Source organism: Corallococcus exercitus, from assembly GCF_042231735.1.
In the GTDB taxonomy this organism is placed as follows: domain Bacteria; phylum Myxococcota; class Myxococcia; order Myxococcales; family Myxococcaceae; genus Corallococcus; species Corallococcus exercitus_B.
Window position 1 is genome coordinate 6,155,500 of sequence record NZ_CP102577.1, and the last position, 20,484, is coordinate 6,175,983.

A 20,484-nucleotide genomic window follows, 5' to 3' on the forward strand; every position below is an offset into this window, starting at 1 on the left:
TTCAGGATTTCTTATATTTCTCCACAGTGACCTTGTCCGCGGGGACCTTGCTGACGGTCCGCGAGGGGACCAGGGTCTGGATGGAGTTGCGGGCCACGGCGGTGGCGAGCGAGGTGGCGAAGATCATCACCACCTTGCGGCCCAGCTCCGCGCCCAGCGGCTTGTCCTCGATGCTGGTGGCCACGCGGTCCGGGTGCGCCCAGGCGCGCTCCAGGGCCTTGCGGCGCTGGCGGCGCACGCGCTCGTCGTGGTGGCGGGCGCGGTAGATGGCGATGCCCACCCCCAGGCCCACCGCCACCAGGGCGGCGGCCCCCATGGTGACGAGCAGGTCGCGGTGCTGGTTGACGTGGTAGCGCACGTCCGTGGCGCGGGTGCGCCGGCGGTCCAGCTCCTCCAGGGTGAGCAGCAGCTCGTCGCGGATGCGGTCCGCGGTGTGCTCCACCTGCTCGCGGTCACCCATGCGCTTGGTGATGGCGTGCTCGCTGTGCGTTTCGGTCTCGGAGGCCTGGCTCATTGCAGCGTCTCCCGGGTCAGCTGAAGGTCCGTCTTCAAGCGCTCCTGGGTGTGCACCAGCGGCTTCTTGGGAATCCGCTTGGCGCCCAGGAACAGGAGGAGGCCGGCCACGGCCAGCAGCACCGCGCCCACGATGAGCACGCCCACCGCCTCTCCCAGCGGCAGGGCCAGGCCCAGCGCGACGAAGAGCACCGCCAGCGACGTGAGCGCCAGCACGGCCCCCGCGCCCAGGAAGATGCCCGCCAGCTTGGCCGCTTGCAGCTCCTGCTTCAGCTCCTTCTTGGCGTGCATCACCTCCGCCTTCACCAACAGGCGGGTTTCCGACAGCGCGTGCCGGATGAGTTCCGGGGTGGAGAGCGTCTCCAGCTGGCTGCGCTCCAGGCGTTCCGATTCGAGGTCCACGACCGTGCCTCCGACAGGATGACTTCCGGGGCATCACCGATGGCCGCCTGCTCGGCGTCCCAGCTGTCCCCGGTCTGTTCCTGAAGGTGGTCAGGAAGGGTGGGCGGGAGAAGTCCCGCCGTACACCCTGGCCTCGTCCGTCTGCCTGCCTGGTGCTCCCGCCCTGACGGGGTGGCCCCGTGTCCGCTGCCTAGCGGCGGCGCTGCTGGTGGGCGATCGCCGTGGCCAGCGTCTCGCGCACCTGTCGGGCCCGGAACAGGCGGTCCGCGGTGTCCAGCAGGTTCTCCGCGTACAGCACCTGCTTGCGCAGGCGGGCGGGAATCGCGCGGGTGCCCAGGTGCGCGCCCAGCAGGGCCCCCGTGAGCGCCGCGGCCACGTCCGCCTCGCCGCCACAGCGCAGCGTGAGGACCACGGCCTCGCGGAAGTCGTGCGGCACCTTGAGCGTCGCGTACAGCGACGTGAGCAGCACCGGCACCACGTGGCACGGCAGGCCGTCCACGCCCTTCAGCTCGCTGGGGGGCACGCCCACCTTGCGCAGCTGGTTGAGCGCGCGCTGGGTGTCCCAGGTGAGCAGGCGCGGCAGGTGGCGGATCTCCTCCGCCAGGTTCTTGTCGTGCACGGCGGCGGACAGCGCCAGGGCCTCGCAGAAGGCCGAGGGCGTGAGGGCCTCCTCCTCCATGCCCAGCGCCACCGCCTGCGCGAACGCGGCCGCGGCGGCGGCGCAGACCGGGTCCTTGTGCGTGATGACGGTGAGCACGCCCGCGTCGTGCGGCAGGCGCGCGCGCTGACCGCTTTCGAAGAGCCCCACCACCAGCGCGCGGCTGAGCACCGACGGGCACTTCGTGCCCAGGGGCGCGCCCGCGCTCATCCACGGCGTGCCGCCCGACAGCCGCTGAAGCGCTTCGGAGAGGCTGCGCGGCGGCTGCAGGATGATGCCCTCCTGCCACAGCCACGCCAGGTGCGCCGCCGCGCTGCGGCCGTCCACCTTGCCCTCGCGGATGACGCTCTCCGCGGCCGCGAGCAGCAGCTGCGTGTCGTCGCTGAACTGGCCCTTGGCGAACTTGCCGCGCGGCCGGGGCGCGAAGTCCTCCGCCAGCCCGGGCAGCCGCGACAGGCTCGCCGGGGGGATGCCCCTCAGCGGAAAGCCGAGCGCATCCCCGATGGCGAGCCCGAGAAACGCCGCATGGAACCTGTCCTGGCGGTCTGCGGGAGTCAGCGGCATCGGAGGGGCGGAGATTACCCGAGCCTCAGCCAAGGACGAGCACCGAGATGAACGCTGCGAGGGCGCACGACGCGACGGCGGATCGAACATGGGGCCTTGACGTGCACGGAGCGGGTGCGGTGGAGCGCTGGACAAGAAAGGTCCCGCTGGATTGCACCGCGCGCGTCGCCACTGTCCGCCTCCTTCGCCGTAACCACGGCGCAACCGGGGGCGCGGTAGCTATCGCATCCCGCTGCGTTTCAGCAAGCAGGCGGGCCCGATGAAGCGCGCGAGCACGCGTCCGTGTCCAACTTCGAATGCTGCGCATGGACCGAAAGGGACGCACGGGTGGCCGCGCGTGGGTGCGCAAGGCGCCGTGCGCGTGCACTGCCCACGGGCTCAGGTGTTCACCTTGACGCGCGCGACTTCACTTCGTCCACGCGCGCGCACGCACGTTGATCACGAATCGTCGCGGCCCAGGTTGACCACCGCGAGCAGCCGCGCCACCACGGCCTCCGCGCCCTGATACAGCCGCGTGCCGTCCCACAGCGCGGGGGACGTGTGGCCGCCGCGCTCCAGCCAGTCCTTCTCCACCTCCGCGTAGGTGAGGTTGCGGAAGCGCACGCGGTCCTCCAGCGCGTGGTCCGTGACGAAGCGGCGCGCGGTGGCGGACGGCGGATCCGCGATGCGGTGGAACAGTTCCAGGACGGGCGATTCAGGAGCGCTCATGACAGCGCCGCATCATGCGCCGTTCAGGCCCAGGAACGCGAAAAGGGTGGAGCGCCGGTCCCCGGGCTTCGGGGACTTCGGAAGCTCCACCCTTCCGGTGCTTCACGCGCGCCCGGTCAGGACGCGCGAGGCAGCACGCTTCAGCGGGACTCGGCGGCGCCGATGCGCGCGGCCTCGCGGCGCACCGCGGCCTGCTCCAGCGCGTAGCGCGCGTCCGCGCTGTTCAGGTCCTTGAGGCGCGCCTGGGCCTCTTCCATCCGGCGGCGGGCGCCCGCGACGTCGATGCCGGTGACGTGCTCGGCGGCGTCCGCCAGCACCAGCACCTTGTCGTTGCTCACCTCCACGAAGCCGCCGGCCACGAAGTAGCGGTCCTGCTTGCCCGCCTCGATGAGGGTGAGCGTGCCCGGCTCCACCAACGACAGGAACGGCGTGTGGCCGGGACGCACGCCGAACAGGCCCTCTCCGCCCGGCACGATGGCCTCGTCGGCCTGCACGGACAGGATGCGCTTCTCGGGGGTGACGATCTCGACAGTCAGCTTGGCCATGAAGGTCCTCGTGCTACCGCACTACCGCATCAGAAAGTCAGCCGCTGGGTCTGCGCGCCCACCGGCTCGAACTCCAACACCCCGGCGTCCGTCAGGCGGGGGCCCTTGCCCGGGATGCCCAGCGTGCCCTCCAGCCACTTGAGGTGGTGGGCCAGCTGCCGCACTTCCGGCAGCTGCTTCGTCGTCATCAGCTCCGTCAGCCGCCGCTCCTGGAGCTTCTGCCCGGTGCGGTCGAACTGGGCCGCCACCATCACCCGCGCCCACGCCAGGCCGCTGCCCTTCTTCTTCTTCTTGCCGGGGGGCGGCTTGCCCTTCTCCACCAGCGGGTAGAGCACCCAGACCTTCTCCCCGTCGTTGGAGGCGAAGTACAGGTCGTCCACCGTCCCCACGCACACGTCCGCCGACCAGAGGGGCCCGTTCTCCTTGAGCATCTCCAGCCGGCACTTCCCCACGCCCACGTCCACCGTGCGGACGCTGTAGAGCCCGTTCGCGCTCACCCGTGCCCGGCTGCCGCGCTCCTCCGCCAGGGCGGAAGGCGCGGCACCACAGAGCAGCAGGGCGAGCGCGACGGTCAGGCGCATGGGAGCGTTACGCCGCCGCCAGCTTGCGGGCCTTCTCCTGCGCCTCCTCGATGGAGCCGACCATGTAGAAGGCGGACTCCGGGAGGTCGTCGTGCTTGCCGTCCGCGATCTCCTTGAAGGAGCGGATGGTGTCCTGGAGCTTCACGTAGCGGCCGTCCAGGCCGGTGAAGACCTTGGCCACGAAGAACGGCTGGGACAGGAAGCGCTGGATCTTCCGGGCGCGCGCCACGGAGAGCTTGTCCTCTTCGGAGAGCTCGTCCATGCCGAGGATGGCGATGATGTCCTGGAGCTCCTTGTAGCGCTGCAGGATGCCCTGGATGCGGCGGGCCACGGCGTAGTGCTCGGCGCCCAGCACGTCCGCGGACAGGATGCGGCTGGTGGAGTCCAGCGGGTCCACGGCGGGGAAGATGGCGAGCTCCGCGATGGAGCGGTTGAGCACCGTGGTCGCGTCCAGGTGGGCGAACGCGGTCGCGGGGGCCGGGTCCGTCAGGTCGTCCGCGGGCACGTAGATGGCCTGCACGGAGGTGATGGAGCCCTTGGTGGTGGAGGTGATGCGCTCCTGCAGGCCGCCCATCTCCGTGGCGAGCGTGGGCTGGTAACCCACCGCGCTGGGGATGCGGCCCAGGAGGGCGGACACTTCCGAGCCGGCCTGGGTGAAGCGGAAGATGTTGTCCACGAAGAGGAGCACGTCACGGCCCTCCACGTCGCGGAAGTACTCCGCCATGGTCAGCGCGGAGAGGGCCACGCGGGCGCGGGCGCCGGGCGGCTCGTTCATCTGGCCGTACACGAGGACCGCCTGGCTCTTCTCCAGGTTGTCGGTCTGGATGACCTTGGTCTCCTGCATCTCGTGGTACAGGTCGTTGCCTTCACGGGTGCGCTCGCCCACGCCGGCGAACACGGAGAAGCCGCCGCGCTCCACGGCCACGTTGCGGATGAGCTCCTGCAGGAGCACCGTCTTGCCCACGCCGGCGCCGCCGAACAGGCCGATCTTGCCGCCACGGGTGTAGGGGGCGAGCAGGTCGATGACCTTGATGCCGGTCTCGAACATCTGCACGCGCACGTCCTGCTCCGTGAACGGCGGGGGCGGGCGGTGGATGGGCCAGTACTCGGTGGCGCTCACCGGGCCCATCTCGTCCACCGGCTCGCCGGTGACGTTCATGATGCGGCCCAGGGTGGCCTTGCCCACCGGCACCTGGATGGGGGCGCCCGTGTTGCTCACCGGCATGCCGCGGCCCAGGCCCTCGGTGGAGTCCATGGCGATGCAGCGCACGGTGTTCTCACCCAGGTGCTGCGCCACCTCGATGGTGAGGTTGTCCTTCTCCGCGCCCAGGTTGGGGTTGGTCACCTTGAGGGCGGCGTACACCTCAGGGAGCCCGCCGGGCGGGAACTCCACGTCGACCACGGGGCCGAGAACCTGCGTGATCTTGCCAGTCGTCGGGACTTGAGCGCTCATGGGACTCCTCTGCCTTGTCTCGTATGGCGAGCGGCCGGGGCGCCGCCGCCCGTCAGGAAATCGACCCCGAAAGAGGGGTGTGGGCGGGCCCCCTTTACCGGGGGGTGCCCGGCAGGGTCAAGCCTCCCGGGTCCGCCTACGTAAGTCCCGCTTAGCGGAGCGGTGTCCCGGGCGCCAGTCCCTTGCGGTTCTCTTCTTCCCCGCCTGCCCGGTGGGGGGGCCTGAGTGGGGGACCGGAAATGCGAAGGGCCCGTGCCTCGCGACGCTCGTGGGAGCGCGAAGCAACGGGCCCTGCGTCTGAAGCCGGGGTGCGACCGGACGGGAGGCGGACTACTTGAGGGCCTCGGCGCCGGAGACGATCTCCATGAGCTCCTTGGTGATGACCGCCTGGCGGGTGCGGTTGTAGAGCAGGGTGTAGCTGGAGATCATGTCCGTGGCGTTGTTGGTGGCGTTCTCCATGGCGCTCATGCGCGCGCCCTGCTCGCTCGCCACGCTCTCCAGGAGCGCCCGGTACAGCTTGATGTTGACCGCCTGGGGCACCAGCCGGTCCAGCACGGCCTGGCGGGACGGCTCGTACTTGAAGTCCACCAGGGCGGGGGCGGAGGTCACGGTCTCCGCGGCGGGGGTGGCGGCCTTCACCGCGGCCGGCTGCAGCGGCAGCAGCTGCGAGACGACGACGTTCTGGGTGATGGCGGAGACGAACTCGTTGTAGACGACGTAGACCGCGTCGACCTCGTCGTTGAGGAAGGCGGCGGCCAGCTCTTCCGCGACGTTGGCGGCGGAGCGGTAGTTGAGCGTCGCGTACAGGCCGGCGAAGTCCTTGCGGATGGACTGGCCGCGGTTGCGGAAGAAGTCGTTGCCCTTGCGGCCCACCGTGGAGACGCGCACCTGGAGGTCGCTGTTCTCGTACAGGTAGCGGTTGGCGCGGCGGATGACGTTGGAGTTGAAGCCGCCGGCGAGGCCGCGGTCGGACGTGAGGAGCAGGAGCTCCACGCGGCGGATGGGGCGGGAGGCGAGCAGCGGGTGCGCCAGCTCCTGGTCGGCGGAGCGCACGGCGAGCTCGGAGATGATCTGCTCCAGCGTCTGCGCGTACGGGCGGGCGGCGAGGATGGCGTCCTGCGCCTTCCGGAGCTTCGCGGCGGAGACCATCTTCATGGCCTTGGTGATCTGCCGCGTGTTCTTCACCGAGCGGATGCGCTTGCGGATGTCGCGAAGGGACGCCATGGACCGGAAACTCCTCTGGGACGACGTGCGGCGCGCGCCCCGTGACAGCCCGGGCTGGCCTTGAGGGACGGCGGGCCCCCTATATAGGCGGGGCGGGGGCCGGTCAACGGCGGGGTGCCCGGAGCGGGGGCCCGGCCCGCCACCCGGGCCTGCCGCCATCGCCCGCCGCCACCGCCGTCCGGGGGCCGGGCGGGCGTGAACAGTTCCCGCTTCCGGGCCGCCCATGGCGCTTTCCGAGTGGGGGGCGCCGGAAGAGAATGGCCCCTTCCGACTGTTTCGCGGGGTCCATGAAGGCTGGCGGCACGACCAGGGTGTGGGTACGCAGGGGCCTGGGGCTGCTCGGGCTGGCCGTGGCCGTCCTGCTGGGCCTGTCCCACTTCGTGCGCCTGCGCTACCGGGACCGCATCGTGCCGCTGGCGGGGGCGCCGGAGGCCCCCGTGGCCCTGGTGTTCGGGGCGGGGCTGGCGCCGGGCGCGGTGCCGTCGCCGGTGCTGGCGCAGCGGCTGGACGCGGCCATCGCGCTGTGGCGGCAGGGCAAGGTGCGGTCGCTGCTGGTGAGCGGGGACAACTCCGCGCCCTTCCACAACGAGACGCGGGCCATGCGCAACTACCTCCTGGAGCGCGGGGTGCCGGAGGACGCGGTGGTGGGGGATGAGGCGGGGCTGTCCACCTACGACAGCTGTCTCCGGGCCCACTCGGTGTTCGGTGCGGACCGGGCGGTGCTCGTCACGCAGCGCTTCCACCTGTCGCGGGCGCTCTTCATCGCCAACTCGGTGGGCATCGACGCGTGGGGCGTGGCGGCGGACGAGGGACGGGCGACCCCCTGGCGCTACACGGTGCGCGAGACGCTCTCCCGGGTGCTGGCGCTGGCGATGGTGCTGCTGGAAGTGAAGCCCGGCAGCCCTGACGCCCAGCCGCCGACGGCTCCCCGCTGACGGGGGCCGGGCCCGGCAGGCAGGCGGGCGGCGGCGATTGCCGCTCCCATTCCGGGGGCCCATTTTCGTGGGGACACGGAAGCTTTCTCAACCGTCCCTGTCGAGGAGACCCCATGCGGTTCAACAAGCTCGGAGACGAGGATGTGGGCGAGTCCACCTCGCTGCGCCACCGGAACCCGGACACCGGAGAGGACGAGATCAACATCTCGGACCAGGACCTGGCCGCGACGCCGCCCCTGGAGGAGGAGGCGGATGCGCGGGACATCCTGCCGGATCAGATCCAGCGCTTCGGCCGGGCCGATGATGAGGAAGAGGAGCGCGAGCTGACCGCGCAGCCCGATGATCCGGGCCCGCGCGCCCAGTCGCCGGACCTGCTGCCCGAGGGGTAGCCCGGGCCGGGTGCGGATGAAGACAGGGCGCGTCCCCGTGCGAGGGACGCGCCCTTTGTTTTCAGGTGGGAGGCCCGTGGGGGCCCCACCCGGGCACCGTGTGGCTCAGGACCGGCGCGAGGACTTCTTCGCTGCGGCCTTGCCCGTGGCCTTCTTCGCGGCCCCGCCCTTCTTCGCGGCGGAAGCGCCACGCTTCTGGGCGGCCCCCTTCTTCGCGGCGGCACCGCGCGTCTGGGCAGCGCCCTTCTTCGCGGCAGCGCCCTTCTTCGCGGCGGCACCGCGCGTCTGGGCAGCGCCCTTCTTCGCGGCGGCACCGCGCCCCTGGGCGGCCCCCTTCTTCGCGGCAGCGCCACGCTTCTGGGCAGCCCCCTTCTTCGCGGTGGCCTTTGTCGCGGCGGCCCCCTTCTTCGCGGCAGCGCCACGCTTCTGGGCAGCCCCCTTCTTCGCGGTGTCCTTCGTCGCGGCAGCGCCCTTCTTCGCAGCGGCGCCCTTCTTCGCGGCGGCGCCCTTCTTCGCGGCGGCCTTGCCGGTGGCCTTCTTCGCGGCCCCACGCGCGGGCGCGGCCTTCTTCGCGGCGCTCTTCCGCGCGGGCTCGGGCGGGGCCTCCGGGGCGGCCTTCTCGCGGCGGGCCTTCTTCGCGGCGGGACGCTTCGACTCGGGCTCCTCGAACAGCTCCTCCTGCTCGGGGGCCTCCTCCTCCGCGTCCTCGGAGGCCTCCTCGCCGGCGTCCTCGGCCACCTCCGCCTCCAGCTCCTCCTCGGTGGACACCTCGGACTCCTCGTCCGCTTCACGGGCCAGGGCGGCCAGGTCGCTCGCGTAGTCGCGGCCACGGCCCGCGGGCGCTTCCTCGTCGTCGTCCGGCGCCTCGGCCGCGGCGCCGGACAGCGCGCCCTGGAGCACGGCGTTCATCGCGCGCGCGAAGGTCCGCTCCCCGAAGCTCTCCACCTCTTCGACCGGCGGAACCAGCACCTCGAGCATGTCCTTGAGCGTGCGGTACAGCCGCATCTCCTTCTTCTCGCCGTCCCAGGTGCCGAAGACCCAATCGTCCCCGTCCAGCGCCTCCACCCAGCCGGGCAGCGGCCCGCCACCGTCACCCTGCTCGTCCATCGCGGACTTGCGCGCGACGAACAGGTGCCGGTGCGCCCCCTTCAACCCGAAGCGCCACACGCCCGCGGCAGGCAGGCCCACCACCATCAGCCGGCTCTTCTCCAGGACGCTGGGCTCCCCCTCGTCGCCACGCAGCGGGTACAGGCGCACCTCGCCCTGGAACTCACCGCCGTTGAGCGCCTGGTACAGGTCCGCCAGGTCCTCGGGGAACGGGACGCCGCACTCCGTCTCCGCGCGGCGGACCTCCTCCGCCTGCACACCCTCCGAGGTCGCCTTCGCCGACTTGCGCAGTGCCTCCAACCACTCGTGCATGACCCCTCCACGACATCGACAGCCACCAGGGCTCGCACCTTATGGCGCCTTGGGCCCCCGTGCGCAGTGTGCATGTCGGGTTTCGTCCACCCGACGCCTGTAGACATACCTGGACAACCTGACACGCCCGCCCTCCCATCCCTCCTGGCCGCCTGCCCCGGGGGCTGGCAACCCGGATGGAAGCCCGGCCCCCGGGGCGTTAGGAAGACGCCATGGCGCATCCCGTAAGCCTTGAGGCGACGACCGAGACCTTCGACTCGCTCGTCATGGAACCCCGCGACGAGCTGGTGGTCGTGGACTTCTGGGGCCCCGGCTGCCCGAACTGCGACATCTACGCGGCCGCGGAGCCCGAGCTCCTCAAGGAGCTGGACGGCGCCCCCATGCGCGTCGTCAAGGTCAACGCCTACGAGCACGAGGCCCTGGCCACGCGCTTCGGCCTGTTCGGCATCCCCACCTTCCTCCTGTTCCGCAACGGCAAGCTCCTGGGGAAGATGAGCCAGTACTACGGCAAGCCGTACTTCCTGGGCGTCATCCGGGACCACCTGCCCGGCGGCGCCAAGGCCCAGGCCTGAGCCTTCAGTCCCGGTAGCCGCGCGCCTGGAGCCGGAACAGGTGCGCGTACCGTCCGTCGAGCGCCATCAGCTCGTCGTGGCTGCCCAGCTCCTGCACCGTCCCGTTGTGGAGCACGGCGATCTGATCCGCCATGCGCACCGTGGAGAAGCGGTGCGAAATCACGATGGCGATGCGGTCCGCGGCCAGCGCCTGGAAGCGCTCGAAGAGGGCGTGCTCGGCCTCCGCGTCGATGCTCGCCGTGGGCTCGTCCAGGATGAGCACCTCCGCGTCGTCGCGCATGAAGGCGCGTGACACGGCCAGCTTCTGCCACTGGCCGCTGGACAGCTCCTGGCCCTTCTCGAACCAGCCGCCCAGCATCGTGTCGTACTGGCCAGGCAGCGCCGCGATGACGGAGTTGGCCCCGCCCTGCTCCGCCGCCCGTTCAATGGCGGGCCGGTCCTCCAGCGCGGGCACGTGGCCCAGGCCGATGTTCTCCGCCACGCTGAACTGGTAGCGCACGAAGTCCTGGAACACCGCCCCGAAGCGGCTGCGCAGGTCGTCCGCGTCCATCCGGGCCGTGTCCACGCCGCCGTAGAAGATGGCGCCTTCCGTGGGCTCGTACATGCGCAGGAGCAGCTTCACCAGCGTGCTCTTGCCCGCGCCGTTCTCCCCCACCAGCGCCAGCTTCTGGCCGGGCTTGAGCGTGAGCGACACGTTGCGCAGCGCCCACGCGTCCTTGCCCGCGTAGCGGAAGGACACGTCGCGCAGCTCGATGGCGTTGGTGCGCCCGCGCGGGGGAGAGAGGGTGGGCAGGGCCTTCGGCGTGCTCGCCACCGTGGGGATGTCCAGGTAGGCGAAGAGGTTGCTCATGAAGAGCGCGTCCTCGTACATGGAGCCCACGCTGGTGAGGATGCCCTGGAACGCGGCCTGTCCCTGCCGGAACACGGCCAGGTACAGCACCATGTCGCCCACGGAGATGCCGCCGGACGCGGCCTTGCTCGCGACGAAGAGGTAGCAGCCGTAGAAGGCCGCCAGCGACAGGAGGCCCAGCCCCAGGCCCCACACCATGCGCTTGCGCGCGAGCGCCCGGTCCTCCGCGAAGAACTTCTGGAACAGCGTGCGATAGCGGCCCAGCACCAGCGGCCCCAACCCGAAGAGCTTCACCTCCTTCACGGTGCTGTCGCGCGTGAGGATCCACTCCAGGTAGTTGAGCTTGCGCCCCTCCGGCGCTCTCCACGAGTACAGCCGGAAGCCCTCCGCCGCCAGGCGCGCCTCCGCGATGAACGCGGGGATGGACGCGAGCAGCAGCACCGCCACGCTCCACGGCGACAGCGCCACCAGCAGCACCGCGTACGTGGACAGGGTGATGACGTTGCGCACGATGCTGAACGCCTGCATCACCAGCGACAGCGGCCGCGCGTTCGCCTCACGCCGCGCGTTCTGCATCTTGTCGTAGGTGTCCGAGTCCTCGAAGTGCTGCAGCTCCAGCTCCAGCGCCTTCTGGAGGATGCGCTCGTTGAGCAGGTTGCCCAGGTGCGCGCGCAGGAGGTCCTTCGTGAGCGTGAGCCCCCGGTCCACCACCGCGGAGGCAATCATCAGCGCGAACTCCGTGGCCACGAGCCCCAGCACGCGCGAGTGCGCCGCCGCGTCGCCCTTCGCCGCGGCCACCACCGTGTCCACGATGAGCTTGCCCACCCACGCGATGCCCGCCGGCAGCACCGCCGCCACCAGCGTGAGCACGCCCAGCACCACCGCGCCCCGGGGGCTCGCCCGCCAGAAGAGGCGGAAGGTGCCCGGCAGCTGCTTGAAGAGGACGGCCGCGTTCTTCAGGCGGGCGCGAAGCGAAGGCGGTGTCGACGGCGCGGGAGGTGACAAGGTGCCGCCCCTCATAACGCCCCGAGGCCCGCCGCGCTGGACTTCCCTGCTTTCAGGAAGCCGGCGGGCCCCCATCGCCCGGCAGGGCGGCGGGCGGAGCGGCGTGGTGCCGGGAGATGAGCACGTCGCAGTGCGAGCGCCGCAGCACGCCTTCGGTCAGCTCGGACGGCGGGTTCGCGGAGGACATGCCCAGCGTCAGCAGGTCCGACTCGCGCTCCAGGGCCTCCGCGAGGATGCACTCGCGCGGGTCCCCGAAGCGCAGGCGGCTCTCCATCACCCGGCCCGTCTCGCGGTACGGCGCCAGGAAGCGCCCGAGCGCCCTGCGCGCCGCGTCCTCGCGCTCCTGCCGCAGCCGCAGCTCCCGCGTCAGGTGGCCGTCCTGGCGGCGCAGGGCCGCCTCCTCCTCGCGCAGGTCCACCACGTGCAGCACTTCGATGGGCGTCGAGGCCGGACACAGGCGCATGGTCAGCTCCAGCGCGCGGCGGGACTCGCGCGAGAAGTTCACCGCGACGAGGGGCCGGTGGTAGACGCGGCCCGGGTGCGGCATCACCACCAGCACGGACGCGTCCACCTCCCGCACCAGCCGCATCACCATGGAGTCCTCCGGCAGCGGCGTCACGGGATGGGCCGGGTGGGGACGGCCCACCACCAGCACCTCCACGCCCTGGTCCTTCGCCAGCTCCGCCGCCGCGTGCGGCGCGTCACCGCTGCGCAGCTCCTCGCGCACGTCCACGTCCGGCCGCAGCCGCAGCCGCTTCGCCGCGGACGTCACCGACCGGCGCAGACACCGCTCGCAGGCCACCGTCCCGTCCGGCCCCGGGTGGCCGTCCTGCGTCGGGCTGACGTGCAGGACGCTGAAGGCCGCCCCGTGCGCCAGCGGAAGCCGCAGCGCGCGGGCCAGCGCGAACTCGGATTGCAGGGAGAAGTCCAGCCCCACCGCCACCCGCCGCAGCCCCCGCTGGGCGCGGGGGAGACCTTCGGAGAGCAGGGGCAGACCCTTTCCTGGAGACACGTTCGGTCGCATGTCGACACCCTTCCTTCCGCCGCCTCACCGCCGGGACGCGCCGCGCGGGCCTCCGGGGCGTGGCGACAGGCGGCTCACGCACCCGGGCTGGAACCTCCACCGCACGGCATCGGGGGCTTCCGCCTCACGCGGGCCCTCATGGACATACATTCAGCCCAAGCGGCGGATGTGCCACCCGTCTTGCGAGGACGCCACGTCCGCAGCAGGGCAGCGGAGCACGCGAGCGGCGTGGCCCGGCAGGACGCTTCCGTCAGGGCATGCGGACAGGCCGCCCTTCCTCCGGCCGACGCCCTCCTGCTGTAACGTTTTCAGGGCGCGGCACCGCTTCGTTCAAGAACTCCGGGGCAGGCGGGCGTTCAGCGCAGCGGATTCAGGGGTTTGGAACGTTCAGCGCCGGACCCTGGGGAACGGGGGCGCTTTTCGAAGCTCGGCCAGCCCTTTGCAAAGACCTCTGCCCGGCCCCTCACAGGGCCATGGGCGGCGGGTCGGACGGCAGGAATCAAGGGAGCGGGACATGCGCGGGGTCATCACCGGACGTGAGGTGGTTGCCAACCTGGGACTCATCTACCGGGAGTTCGGAACAGCCTGTGTGTTGCGCTGTCTCTGGGTGATGCTCAGCGGCAAGTCCACCACCTTCCTCGAGGTGGCGTGTCCCTGCGAGAAGATGCGGCAGTGAGCACGCACCGTTGAAGACAGCTCGGGCCGCGGGAAGCGCTGGCTTCCGCGGCCCGAATGGTTTCACGGCGGTGAGGTGTCGCTAGCGCTGATACGGATCCGCGTCGCGACGCGGGGCATCGTTCCCGTCGACCGCGTCCTTGATGGCGTGCTTCACGTCCTCGACCACGCCCTTGACCTTGCCCTTGGCCGTGTCCGCCTTGCCCTCGGCCTCCAGCGAACGGTCGCCGGTCGCAACGCCCACGGTCTCCTTCACCTTGCCCTTGGCCTTGTCAGTCCACTCGCCCATGGCGTCCTCCTGACGTCGGTGTGTGAATCGTTGTGGAAGACAACGTGCTCACGTCCCATGCGCGTGGCAGACGGCGGTGGCGCTGGCTCGTCCGCACGGCCGCCCTCCTCCGGGCCGTGACGTGACGTAGCCCTCCTGAAATGTCAGGAAGTGGACAGCAGGCGGCGCACGCGGAGACGACACCCGCGCTGCCCGCCCTACCCGTTGCGTCCCTGCTATTCACGAAGACCCGGGAGTCTTCGCCACAAGAAGCGGACGTTGCATTGACGCCCCCGCGCTTCCCCCTCAGTCTGGAGTGACCCTCCCGGATCCGTCTCCCGATGAATCAGCCCGCTCCCTCGTCGACCCAGGCGCTGCTCTTCAAGCTGCTCTTGCTGCGCACCCTGGTCGTCACGGTGGCGGTGGCGCCGGCCATCTACGTCGACATCCAGCTCCTGGACGTGGACGCGAGCAGCGTGGGGTTCGTGCTGGGCGTCGTCACGCCCATCGTCATTGGCGGGCTGGCGCTGGTGGTGCCCATTGGGGCGGTGGGAGCGCTGCTGCGGCACGCGCTGCGGGAGGACGCGAGTCCGGCGGAGCGGCTGGGGCGGCTGTTGCGGCTGCCGGGCGTGCTCACGTTCGTGGAGGCGCAGGCGGGCTGGTTCCTGGGCGGCATCTTCTTCAACGGCGCCATTGGACTGGCGCTGGACCGTCCGCCGCGCGTCATCCTGGTGGGCGTGGCGGTGGCGATGAGCGCGGGTCTCTTCAGCGCGCCCATCATGTACATGCTCTATGAGCGGGCGCTGGCGGCGGTGACGCTGGAGGCCTTCCGCCGCGCGCCGCACGAGCGTCCGCCCGGCGAAGGGCTGTTCCTGCCCCGGCAGAGCTGGTTCCTGCCGGCCATCGTCGTCTCCGCGCTGCTGATTACGTGCATCACCAGCATCGCCACGCTGCAGCTGCGGCTGGAGAAGAACCTGTCGTCGCTGGCGGACGACCTGGAGCTGTCGGGCGAGTACCGGGGCGCGGCGCGGGTGCGCGCGCGCATCCGACCGTTGCAGCGCGACCTGACGCTGCCGGTGGCGATGCTGGGCGGGTTCGCGGCGCTGGGCGCCATCTTCACCGCGGCGTGGGCGGCGCGCCGGCTGGCGCAGGGCGCGAAGGCGATTGGGGCGTCGCTGGACGCGCTGGTGGAGGGCCGCGCGGCGCCGCCGCAGTGGGTGTCCACGGATGAGCTGGGCGACCTGTCCGCGCGCACGTGGCTGCTCTATGAACAACTGCAGGAGCTGCCCCGGGCGCTGAGCTCGTCGGCGGGGCACCTGGCGAAGGCGGGCACGCGGCTGACGGAGGCGAGCGACCAGCAGAACCGCACGCTGTCGCGGCAGGCGGCGGCCATCCACCAGGCGCGCACCACGGCGCAGGAGATCCAGCAGATGTCGAAGCTGGCGGCCACCCGCGCGGGGAGCGTGCTGCAGGTGGCGGAGCGCTCGGCGGCGATGGGCCGGCTGGGCGAGGAGTCCCTGGCGGGCACGGAGCAGGGGCTCGCGGACATCCGCGGCCTGACGCACGGGCTGAACCAGCAGGTGGTGGACCTGGGCACGCGCGCCCGCGAGGTGGGCCGGGTGTCGGAGGTGGTGAAGTCGCTGGCGGACCAGTCGCACATGCTGGCCATCAACGCGGCCATCGAGGCGAGCCGCGCGGGGGAGCAGGGCCGGGGCTTCGCGGTGGTGGCGCGGCAGATGCGCGAGCTGGCGGATCAGTCCATCAAGGCGACGGGACAGGTGCGCGGGCTGCTGGAGGGCATGGAGGCCGCGACGGGCGAGGCGGTGGTCACCGCGGACAAGAGCTCGGCGGGCGTGGAGGCGGCGCTGGTGCCGCTGCGCAAGAGCGGCGAGCGGCTGCGGGAGCTGATCAAGCTGACGCACGAGTCCGCGGCGGCGGTGCGGCAGATCGCCGAAGCGGTGGCGCAGCAGCACGGGGGTGTGGATCAGCTGTTCCGCGCGGTGAGCGAGATGGACGAGCTGATGGCCGCGACGCTGCGGCAGCTGGGGACGACGCAGGAGGCGGCGACCGCGGTGGCCCAGGCGACGGGGCAGGTGTCGGAGCTGGCGGAACGGTACGTGTCGTAGTCTGGCATTCCGTCTGCCATTGCATTAGCCTCCGCGCCGGTCGAAAAACGGCGGACCGGTTCGGTGAGCCCCGGTCACTTCCATGGTGGAAGCACTTGTCCGTCTCCCTCGGGAGTCAGGACCCACGGCCCTTCGAAGGCATTCGTGTGCCTTCGCGAGGTCCACCATGAAGCTGAACCACCTTGATCTGCAGGTCCCCGACGTCCAGGCCACCGCCCGCTTCTTCACGCGCTACTGCGGCTTCACGTCGCACGCGAAGAACCATGACTCGCCCGCCCTCGCCATGCTCGGCGGGACGGATGGCTTCGTGCTCATCCTCCAGCGCCGCAAGCGCGACACCGACGTCTTCCCCGAGGACTTCCACCTGGGCTTCCTCCAGGACTCCGAAGCCCCCGTGCTCGCCTTCCATGAGCGCGTGAAGGCGGACGGCCTGGAGGTGTCCGACGTCATCCGCAACAACCGGGGCACCCTCGTCTACTGCCGTGCTCCGGGCGGCATCCTCGTGGAGGTGAGCTGCCGCCCCGGCGCCGTCTGACGCGCGCCCCCCTGCACCTTCCCTGACGAAGGGTCAGCCGGTGCTCTTCCAGATGACCCCCTCCCGGGAGATGGACCTCCACCCCCGGGAGTACCAGTCGAACTGCTGGGGACGCGGCAACTTCCATGCAAGCTGACGCGCCCGGGGAAGTTCAATGGGCCTCGGGCGCGTGACCGCCACCTTCCCACTGACGACGCGGATCAATTGCATCAACTGGTCCCGGTCAAGCCGAACGCACCCGTAGTGGGAGAGCTGAATGGCTTCCAGCTCCGCCGCGTCGATGCGGGCCCCATGATGGGCAATGTAACGCGCCAGCCGGGGTCCAAGCGCGTACTGGAGCTTCCGCGCCGTGAGCAGGGACCGGACCACACAGAGGCCCGCGTAGGGGTTCTCCTCCAGGTTGATTTCGAGTACCTGCTCGCGCACCGCACGGAAGAAGGTTTCTCCGTAGACCCGCCGTGCACGACCCTTCCGGGTATCCAGCTCCGCAGCCACGGCTTCCACATTGAGGAAGGTCGTCTGGGGCAGGTGGGCGAAGTCTCCTCCAGGGACGAGCTTCTGCTGGAAGGCCCACGTGGCCTCCAGGGTCCAGATATCGACCGGGAGCTTCTGGACCTGAAGGCTCAGCCCTCCGAACCGATTGACCCGGACCAACTCCCGGGAGAAAGCCGCCCGGAGCGCATCCCCCGTCGCTCCCGCCACGACCAGGTCGACGTCCCGGGGCGCTGCCGTCGCCGACACCGCCAGCAAGTCCCGCAGCGTGCCGCCGAAGACGAAGACCTGCCAGTCATGCTCCCGGAAGACGCCCAGGAGCGTCCGCATCGCACGGTGCCAGGGATGCGGCACACGGGTGACGAAGTCGCTCAGGCGCCTACGCAAGACGCCCACGGGATCGTGGATAACCGCGCTATCCGTGGGTGAGCCGCGCATGGAGGTCGCAAGCGAAGGTGTCTGTCATTCCACAGACGTAGTCGGTCACCAACTGGAAGCGGTGGTACAGCGGAGGAAGACTTGAGTTCTTGCAGGCGGACTCGAACGCGGTCCGGTAGTTCCTCGACAGCAGATTGTAGACCTTGCCTTCGGGACTCTTGTTGAACTTCTTCCAGGCCCTGCCCGCGGTGTCCACCGGCACCGGACATTCGCGAGCTCCCTCCCAGAAGATGTCCATCAACCCATGGATGACCCGGCGGCCCAGGGTCTCCAGCCGGAGCGTCTCCGGGGCGTTGTAGACGCGCTCGCGCCCAAACTTCTTGCACACCTCAATGAGCCGGGACGCCCCACTGGCACTGATGAGGTCGCCCTGCTCCAGCACCTCTCCCCGCATGAGCCGTGCGTAATGCCGCTGGAAGGCCGCGAGGATCTCCCGTTTGGCGTCGCCAATGACCACCGTCCGGAAGTGCTGCGCGAGGGCTTCGTCCCGAGAGCGTCCCTCCAGCGGCGTATCCGCCCCGTTGATGTAGCCATGGACCTTCTCGAGGACGGTGTTCGCCATCCCCGAGTCGTCGCCTGCCCGCAGGAAGTCTTCGACCTCCTGCCAGCTCACGATGCCCTTCTTGACCCCGTCCTCGATGTCCACGGTCGCGTAGACCATGTCGTCACAGGCTTCGACCAGGTACGCGATGGGGTTGCGAGCCGAGCCGGTTCCCGTCAGGAAGCGGACCCGGTCGACGATGGCCTGTTCCGAGGCGAAGTACCCGGGCTTCTTCTTGTCCGCGGGCCCGGTGTCGGAAGTCTCATCCGAGGCCGCCGTGTACTTCATGGCGGCCGAGAGCGTGCCCACCGTCAGGTTCAGCCCGTAGGAATCCGCGAGCAGTTGCAGGCGCGACACGATGCGTAGCGTCTGGGCGTTTCCCTCGAACCGCAAGAAATCGTTCCGGAACTGGCCGCCACGCGCCGAAGCCATCTCCGCTCCAGGGTAGAGCCCCTGTCCCTCCTCACCGAAGTTCTTCTTGAACCAACTGCTGATGGCTTCCTCACCCGCATGACCGAACGGCGGGTTTCCCAGGTCATGTAGGAGTCCGCACGTCGCCGCGATGGCTTCGATGTCGAGGGCCTGCTGGACGGACTCCAGGTGGTGCTCACGCAACATCCACCGGGCGGCGCCACGCGCGAGCCCCCGGGCCAGCGTCGAGACCTCCATGGAATGCGTCAGCCGTGTCCGGACCGCGTCGTTCGGCTCCAGCGGAAACACCTGGGTCTTGTCCTGGAGACGCCGGACAGGAGTGGAGAAGACGGTCCGGTCATAGTCCCGGTCGAACTGGGACCGGCCATCATCCTCGAGCGGAGAAGAGCCCCGCCCACCCTCTGCCTCACGGATCCGCGTCTCACACAACAAGGCCTTCCAATCCAGCGCCATGATGCTCCCCCGGTTCGACGACGGCGCCGAACCTACCGGGGAGGTCTGACATGGCGTGAAGACCGACCCGCGCCGCTTCAGCCGCTCCGGGCCATCAACGGCCGGGGCGGCGCCTGTTCGCCGTCGTCCTCCATGGGCGGCACGTACGGCCAGCCCTTCAGCGGCCCCTTGCCCGCCTCGCGCGTGAGGTAGTCCGCCGCGATGTTCGCGCTCTCCATGATGGTCAACAGCCCGCTGCCCGGGTGCGTGCCGCCGCCCACGAAGTAGAGCCCCTCCACCTGCGCGTTCTTCACTCGCGGCCGCAGCGGGCCCAACTGCATCCAGGTGTGAGACAGGTTGAACACCGCGCCCCGGAACACGTTGAAGTCGTCCCGCCACGTCTCCGCCGTGAAGTAGCGCTCCGCCTTCACGTGCTCGCGCAGCCCCTTGATGCCCACCTTCTCCAGCATCTTCGGAATGCGCTCGCGCAGCGTGGCCTCCGTCTTCGCCCAGTCCACCGGCCGCGCCGTGTTGGGCGTGGGCACCAGCACGTACAGCGTGGAGTGCCCCTTCGGCGCTCCCGAGCCGTCCGTCACGCCCGGGTTGCACACGTAGAAGGGCGGGTCGTCCAGGTCCACCGTGCGGTCTTCCAGCGCGTCCCTGTCCGTGCGCCTGGCGCTCTCCGACAGGTAGATGAGGTGGTGCGGCAGGTCCGCGTACGCCGTGTCCAGGCCGTAGTACGCCATGAACGTGCTGCACGAATACTTCGCCCGCTCCAGCGCCGCGTCCGTCAGCCGGCTGCCCTCGCGCACCTCCGGCGCCAGCAGCTTCCGCGCCGCGTACGCGAGGTCCGCGTTCACCACCACCGCGTCCGCGTCCAGCACCTCGCCGCTCGCGAGCTTCACGCCCACCGCGCGCCCGGCCTCCGTGCGCACGCGCTCCACCGCGGTGCCCATGCGGAACGTCACGCCCAGGTCCTCGGCGCACCTCATCATCCCGCGCGCCAGCTCCCGGAAGCCGCCCTGCACGTGCCACACGCCGAAGTTCAATTCGATGAACGGAATCACGCTGAACACCGACGAGCACGTCGTCGGGTGCAGCCCCAGGTACTTCGACGGGTACGCCAGCGCGTACGTCATCCGGTCGTCGTGGAAGAACGAGTCCAGCTGCTTGTACAGCGTCTGCCACGGCTTGAAGCGCAGCGTGGGGGCCAGACGCCAGGGCGCGTAGTAGTCCAGGCTGCCCGCGTTGGTGCAGATGAACTTCTCGTACGCGAGCGCGTACTTCCTGCGCCCGTCCTCCATCCACTCCTGGAGCGCGCGCCCCTTGCCCGCGCCGAACTTCTCCAGGTCCTGGCCCATGCGCTCCAGGTCGCGCCGCGTGTCCAGGTGCGTGCCGTCCCAGAAGTGCACGCGCGTGTTCGGGTCCACCGGCACCAGCGTGACGTAGTCCTCCAGCCGCTTCCCCGAGCGCCAGAAGATCTGCTTCAGGATGCCGGGCAGCTGGAGGATGGACGGGCCCGTGTCCACCGCGTACTCGCCCGCCTGTCCCAGCGTGAGGCCCTTCATCCGGCCGCCGGGCACCGCGTCCTTCTCCACCACGGTGACCCGGAAGCCCTGCCCCGCGAGGTTGATGGCGGCCGTCAGGCCTCCAGGGCCCGCGCCCACGACGATGACGTGCTGAACCATGTGCCTCACGATGCC

The 20,484-nt window shown here is 70.4% G+C and carries 21 protein-coding genes; 6 read left to right on the forward strand and 15 right to left on the reverse strand.

Annotated elements, in window-relative coordinates; genetic code table 11:
- Position 1 precedes the first annotated feature (1 nt).
- The 8 genes from NR792_RS24315 to atpG all read right to left on the reverse strand — a co-directional run bounded on the left by NR792_RS24315 (position 2) and on the right by atpG (position 6,648).
- Positions 2-514 (reverse strand): hypothetical protein, encoded by a 513-nt coding sequence (locus NR792_RS24315; protein ID WP_375755065.1) that lies wholly within the window; start codon positions 512-514, stop codon positions 2-4.
- Positions 511-915, reverse strand: coding sequence for a phage holin family protein (locus NR792_RS24320; protein WP_375755066.1), 405 nt, complete (start codon positions 913-915; stop codon positions 511-513). The genes NR792_RS24315 and NR792_RS24320 overlap by 4 nt, the downstream gene beginning before the upstream one ends.
- Positions 916-1,105: 190 nt before the next feature.
- Positions 1,106-2,137 carry an ADP-ribosylglycohydrolase family protein gene (locus NR792_RS24325; protein ID WP_375755067.1) on the reverse strand — a complete coding sequence of 344 codons (1,032 nt, stop codon included), beginning with the start codon at positions 2,135-2,137 and terminating at the stop codon, positions 1,106-1,108.
- 438 nt (positions 2,138-2,575) lie between these two features.
- The gene (locus NR792_RS24330; protein ID WP_375755068.1) at positions 2,576-2,845 is read right to left on the reverse strand and encodes a hypothetical protein; all 270 of its coding nucleotides are present in this window, start codon (positions 2,843-2,845) and stop codon (positions 2,576-2,578) included.
- A gap of 140 nt (positions 2,846-2,985) precedes the next feature.
- Positions 2,986-3,390 (reverse strand): F0F1 ATP synthase subunit epsilon, encoded by a 405-nt coding sequence (locus NR792_RS24335; RefSeq protein WP_375755069.1) that lies wholly within the window; start codon positions 3,388-3,390, stop codon positions 2,986-2,988.
- A gap of 29 nt (positions 3,391-3,419) precedes the next feature.
- The gene (locus NR792_RS24340; RefSeq protein WP_375755070.1) at positions 3,420-3,971 is read right to left on the reverse strand and encodes a hypothetical protein; all 552 of its coding nucleotides are present in this window, start codon (positions 3,969-3,971) and stop codon (positions 3,420-3,422) included.
- A 7-nt stretch (positions 3,972-3,978) separates the two neighbouring features.
- Positions 3,979-5,424, reverse strand: coding sequence for a F0F1 ATP synthase subunit beta (gene atpD, locus NR792_RS24345; RefSeq protein ID WP_375755071.1), 1,446 nt, complete (start codon positions 5,422-5,424; stop codon positions 3,979-3,981).
- Between the two features lie 330 nt (positions 5,425-5,754).
- Positions 5,755-6,648 carry an ATP synthase F1 subunit gamma gene (gene atpG, locus NR792_RS24350; RefSeq protein ID WP_375755072.1) on the reverse strand — a complete coding sequence of 298 codons (894 nt, stop codon included), beginning with the start codon at positions 6,646-6,648 and terminating at the stop codon, positions 5,755-5,757.
- 287 nt (positions 6,649-6,935) lie between these two features.
- On the opposite strand from atpG, the gene NR792_RS24355 reads away from it, so the two are divergent.
- Together NR792_RS24355 and NR792_RS24360 are read left to right on the forward strand one after the other, a co-directional pair.
- Positions 6,936-7,583 (forward strand): vancomycin high temperature exclusion protein, encoded by a 648-nt coding sequence (locus NR792_RS24355; protein ID WP_375755073.1) that lies wholly within the window; start codon positions 6,936-6,938, stop codon positions 7,581-7,583.
- 113 nt (positions 7,584-7,696) lie between these two features.
- Entirely contained in the window at positions 7,697-7,972 is a 276-nt protein-coding gene (locus NR792_RS24360) for a hypothetical protein (protein ID WP_375755074.1), read from the forward strand.
- A gap of 105 nt (positions 7,973-8,077) precedes the next feature.
- Here NR792_RS24360 and NR792_RS24365 read toward each other — a convergent pair whose 3' ends face one another.
- The gene (locus tag NR792_RS24365; protein WP_375755075.1) at positions 8,078-9,391 is read right to left on the reverse strand and encodes an SMI1/KNR4 family protein; all 1,314 of its coding nucleotides are present in this window, start codon (positions 9,389-9,391) and stop codon (positions 8,078-8,080) included.
- Positions 9,392-9,603: 212 nt separating this feature from the next.
- Between NR792_RS24365 and NR792_RS24370 the strand changes: the two genes are divergently transcribed.
- Complete coding sequence (locus tag NR792_RS24370; protein WP_120526965.1) at positions 9,604-9,963, forward strand: co-chaperone YbbN; 360 nt, start codon at positions 9,604-9,606, stop codon at positions 9,961-9,963.
- A gap of 4 nt (positions 9,964-9,967) precedes the next feature.
- Here NR792_RS24370 and NR792_RS24375 read toward each other — a convergent pair whose 3' ends face one another.
- Positions 9,968-11,833 carry an ABC transporter ATP-binding protein gene (locus NR792_RS24375; protein WP_375755076.1) on the reverse strand — a complete coding sequence of 622 codons (1,866 nt, stop codon included), beginning with the start codon at positions 11,831-11,833 and terminating at the stop codon, positions 9,968-9,970.
- Positions 11,834-11,870: 37 nt separating this feature from the next.
- Entirely contained in the window at positions 11,871-12,842 is a 972-nt protein-coding gene (locus NR792_RS24380) for a universal stress protein (RefSeq protein ID WP_375755077.1), read from the reverse strand.
- A 514-nt stretch (positions 12,843-13,356) separates the two neighbouring features.
- Between NR792_RS24380 and NR792_RS24385 the strand changes: the two genes are divergently transcribed.
- On the forward strand, positions 13,357-13,518 hold the full coding sequence (locus NR792_RS24385) for a hypothetical protein (protein ID WP_014400293.1): 162 nt from the start codon (positions 13,357-13,359) through the stop codon (positions 13,516-13,518).
- A gap of 81 nt (positions 13,519-13,599) precedes the next feature.
- On the opposite strand, the gene NR792_RS24390 is transcribed toward NR792_RS24385, so the two are convergent.
- Positions 13,600-13,806 carry a CsbD family protein gene (locus NR792_RS24390; protein WP_375755078.1) on the reverse strand — a complete coding sequence of 69 codons (207 nt, stop codon included), beginning with the start codon at positions 13,804-13,806 and terminating at the stop codon, positions 13,600-13,602.
- Between the two features lie 320 nt (positions 13,807-14,126).
- Between NR792_RS24390 and NR792_RS24395 the strand changes: the two genes are divergently transcribed.
- Together NR792_RS24395 and NR792_RS24400 are read left to right on the forward strand one after the other, a co-directional pair.
- Positions 14,127-15,911: a methyl-accepting chemotaxis protein gene (locus tag NR792_RS24395; protein WP_375755079.1), complete on the forward strand. Its 1,785-nt coding sequence runs from the start codon at positions 14,127-14,129 to the stop codon at positions 15,909-15,911.
- Positions 15,912-16,077: 166 nt separating this feature from the next.
- Positions 16,078-16,446: a VOC family protein gene (locus tag NR792_RS24400; RefSeq protein ID WP_375755080.1), complete on the forward strand. Its 369-nt coding sequence runs from the start codon at positions 16,078-16,080 to the stop codon at positions 16,444-16,446.
- Positions 16,447-16,479: 33 nt separating this feature from the next.
- On the opposite strand, the gene NR792_RS24405 is transcribed toward NR792_RS24400, so the two are convergent.
- From NR792_RS24405 to NR792_RS24415, 3 genes are all read right to left on the reverse strand, one after another.
- Positions 16,480-17,268, reverse strand: coding sequence for a hypothetical protein (locus NR792_RS24405; protein WP_375755081.1), 789 nt, complete (start codon positions 17,266-17,268; stop codon positions 16,480-16,482).
- A gap of 85 nt (positions 17,269-17,353) precedes the next feature.
- Positions 17,354-18,802, reverse strand: a complete 1,449-nt coding sequence (gene dgt / locus NR792_RS24410; RefSeq protein WP_375755082.1) for a dGTP triphosphohydrolase — start codon at positions 18,800-18,802, stop codon at positions 17,354-17,356.
- A 77-nt stretch (positions 18,803-18,879) separates the two neighbouring features.
- Positions 18,880-20,469, reverse strand: coding sequence for a phytoene desaturase family protein (locus NR792_RS24415; RefSeq protein ID WP_375755083.1), 1,590 nt, complete (start codon positions 20,467-20,469; stop codon positions 18,880-18,882).
- Positions 20,470-20,484: the final 15 nt, after the last annotated feature.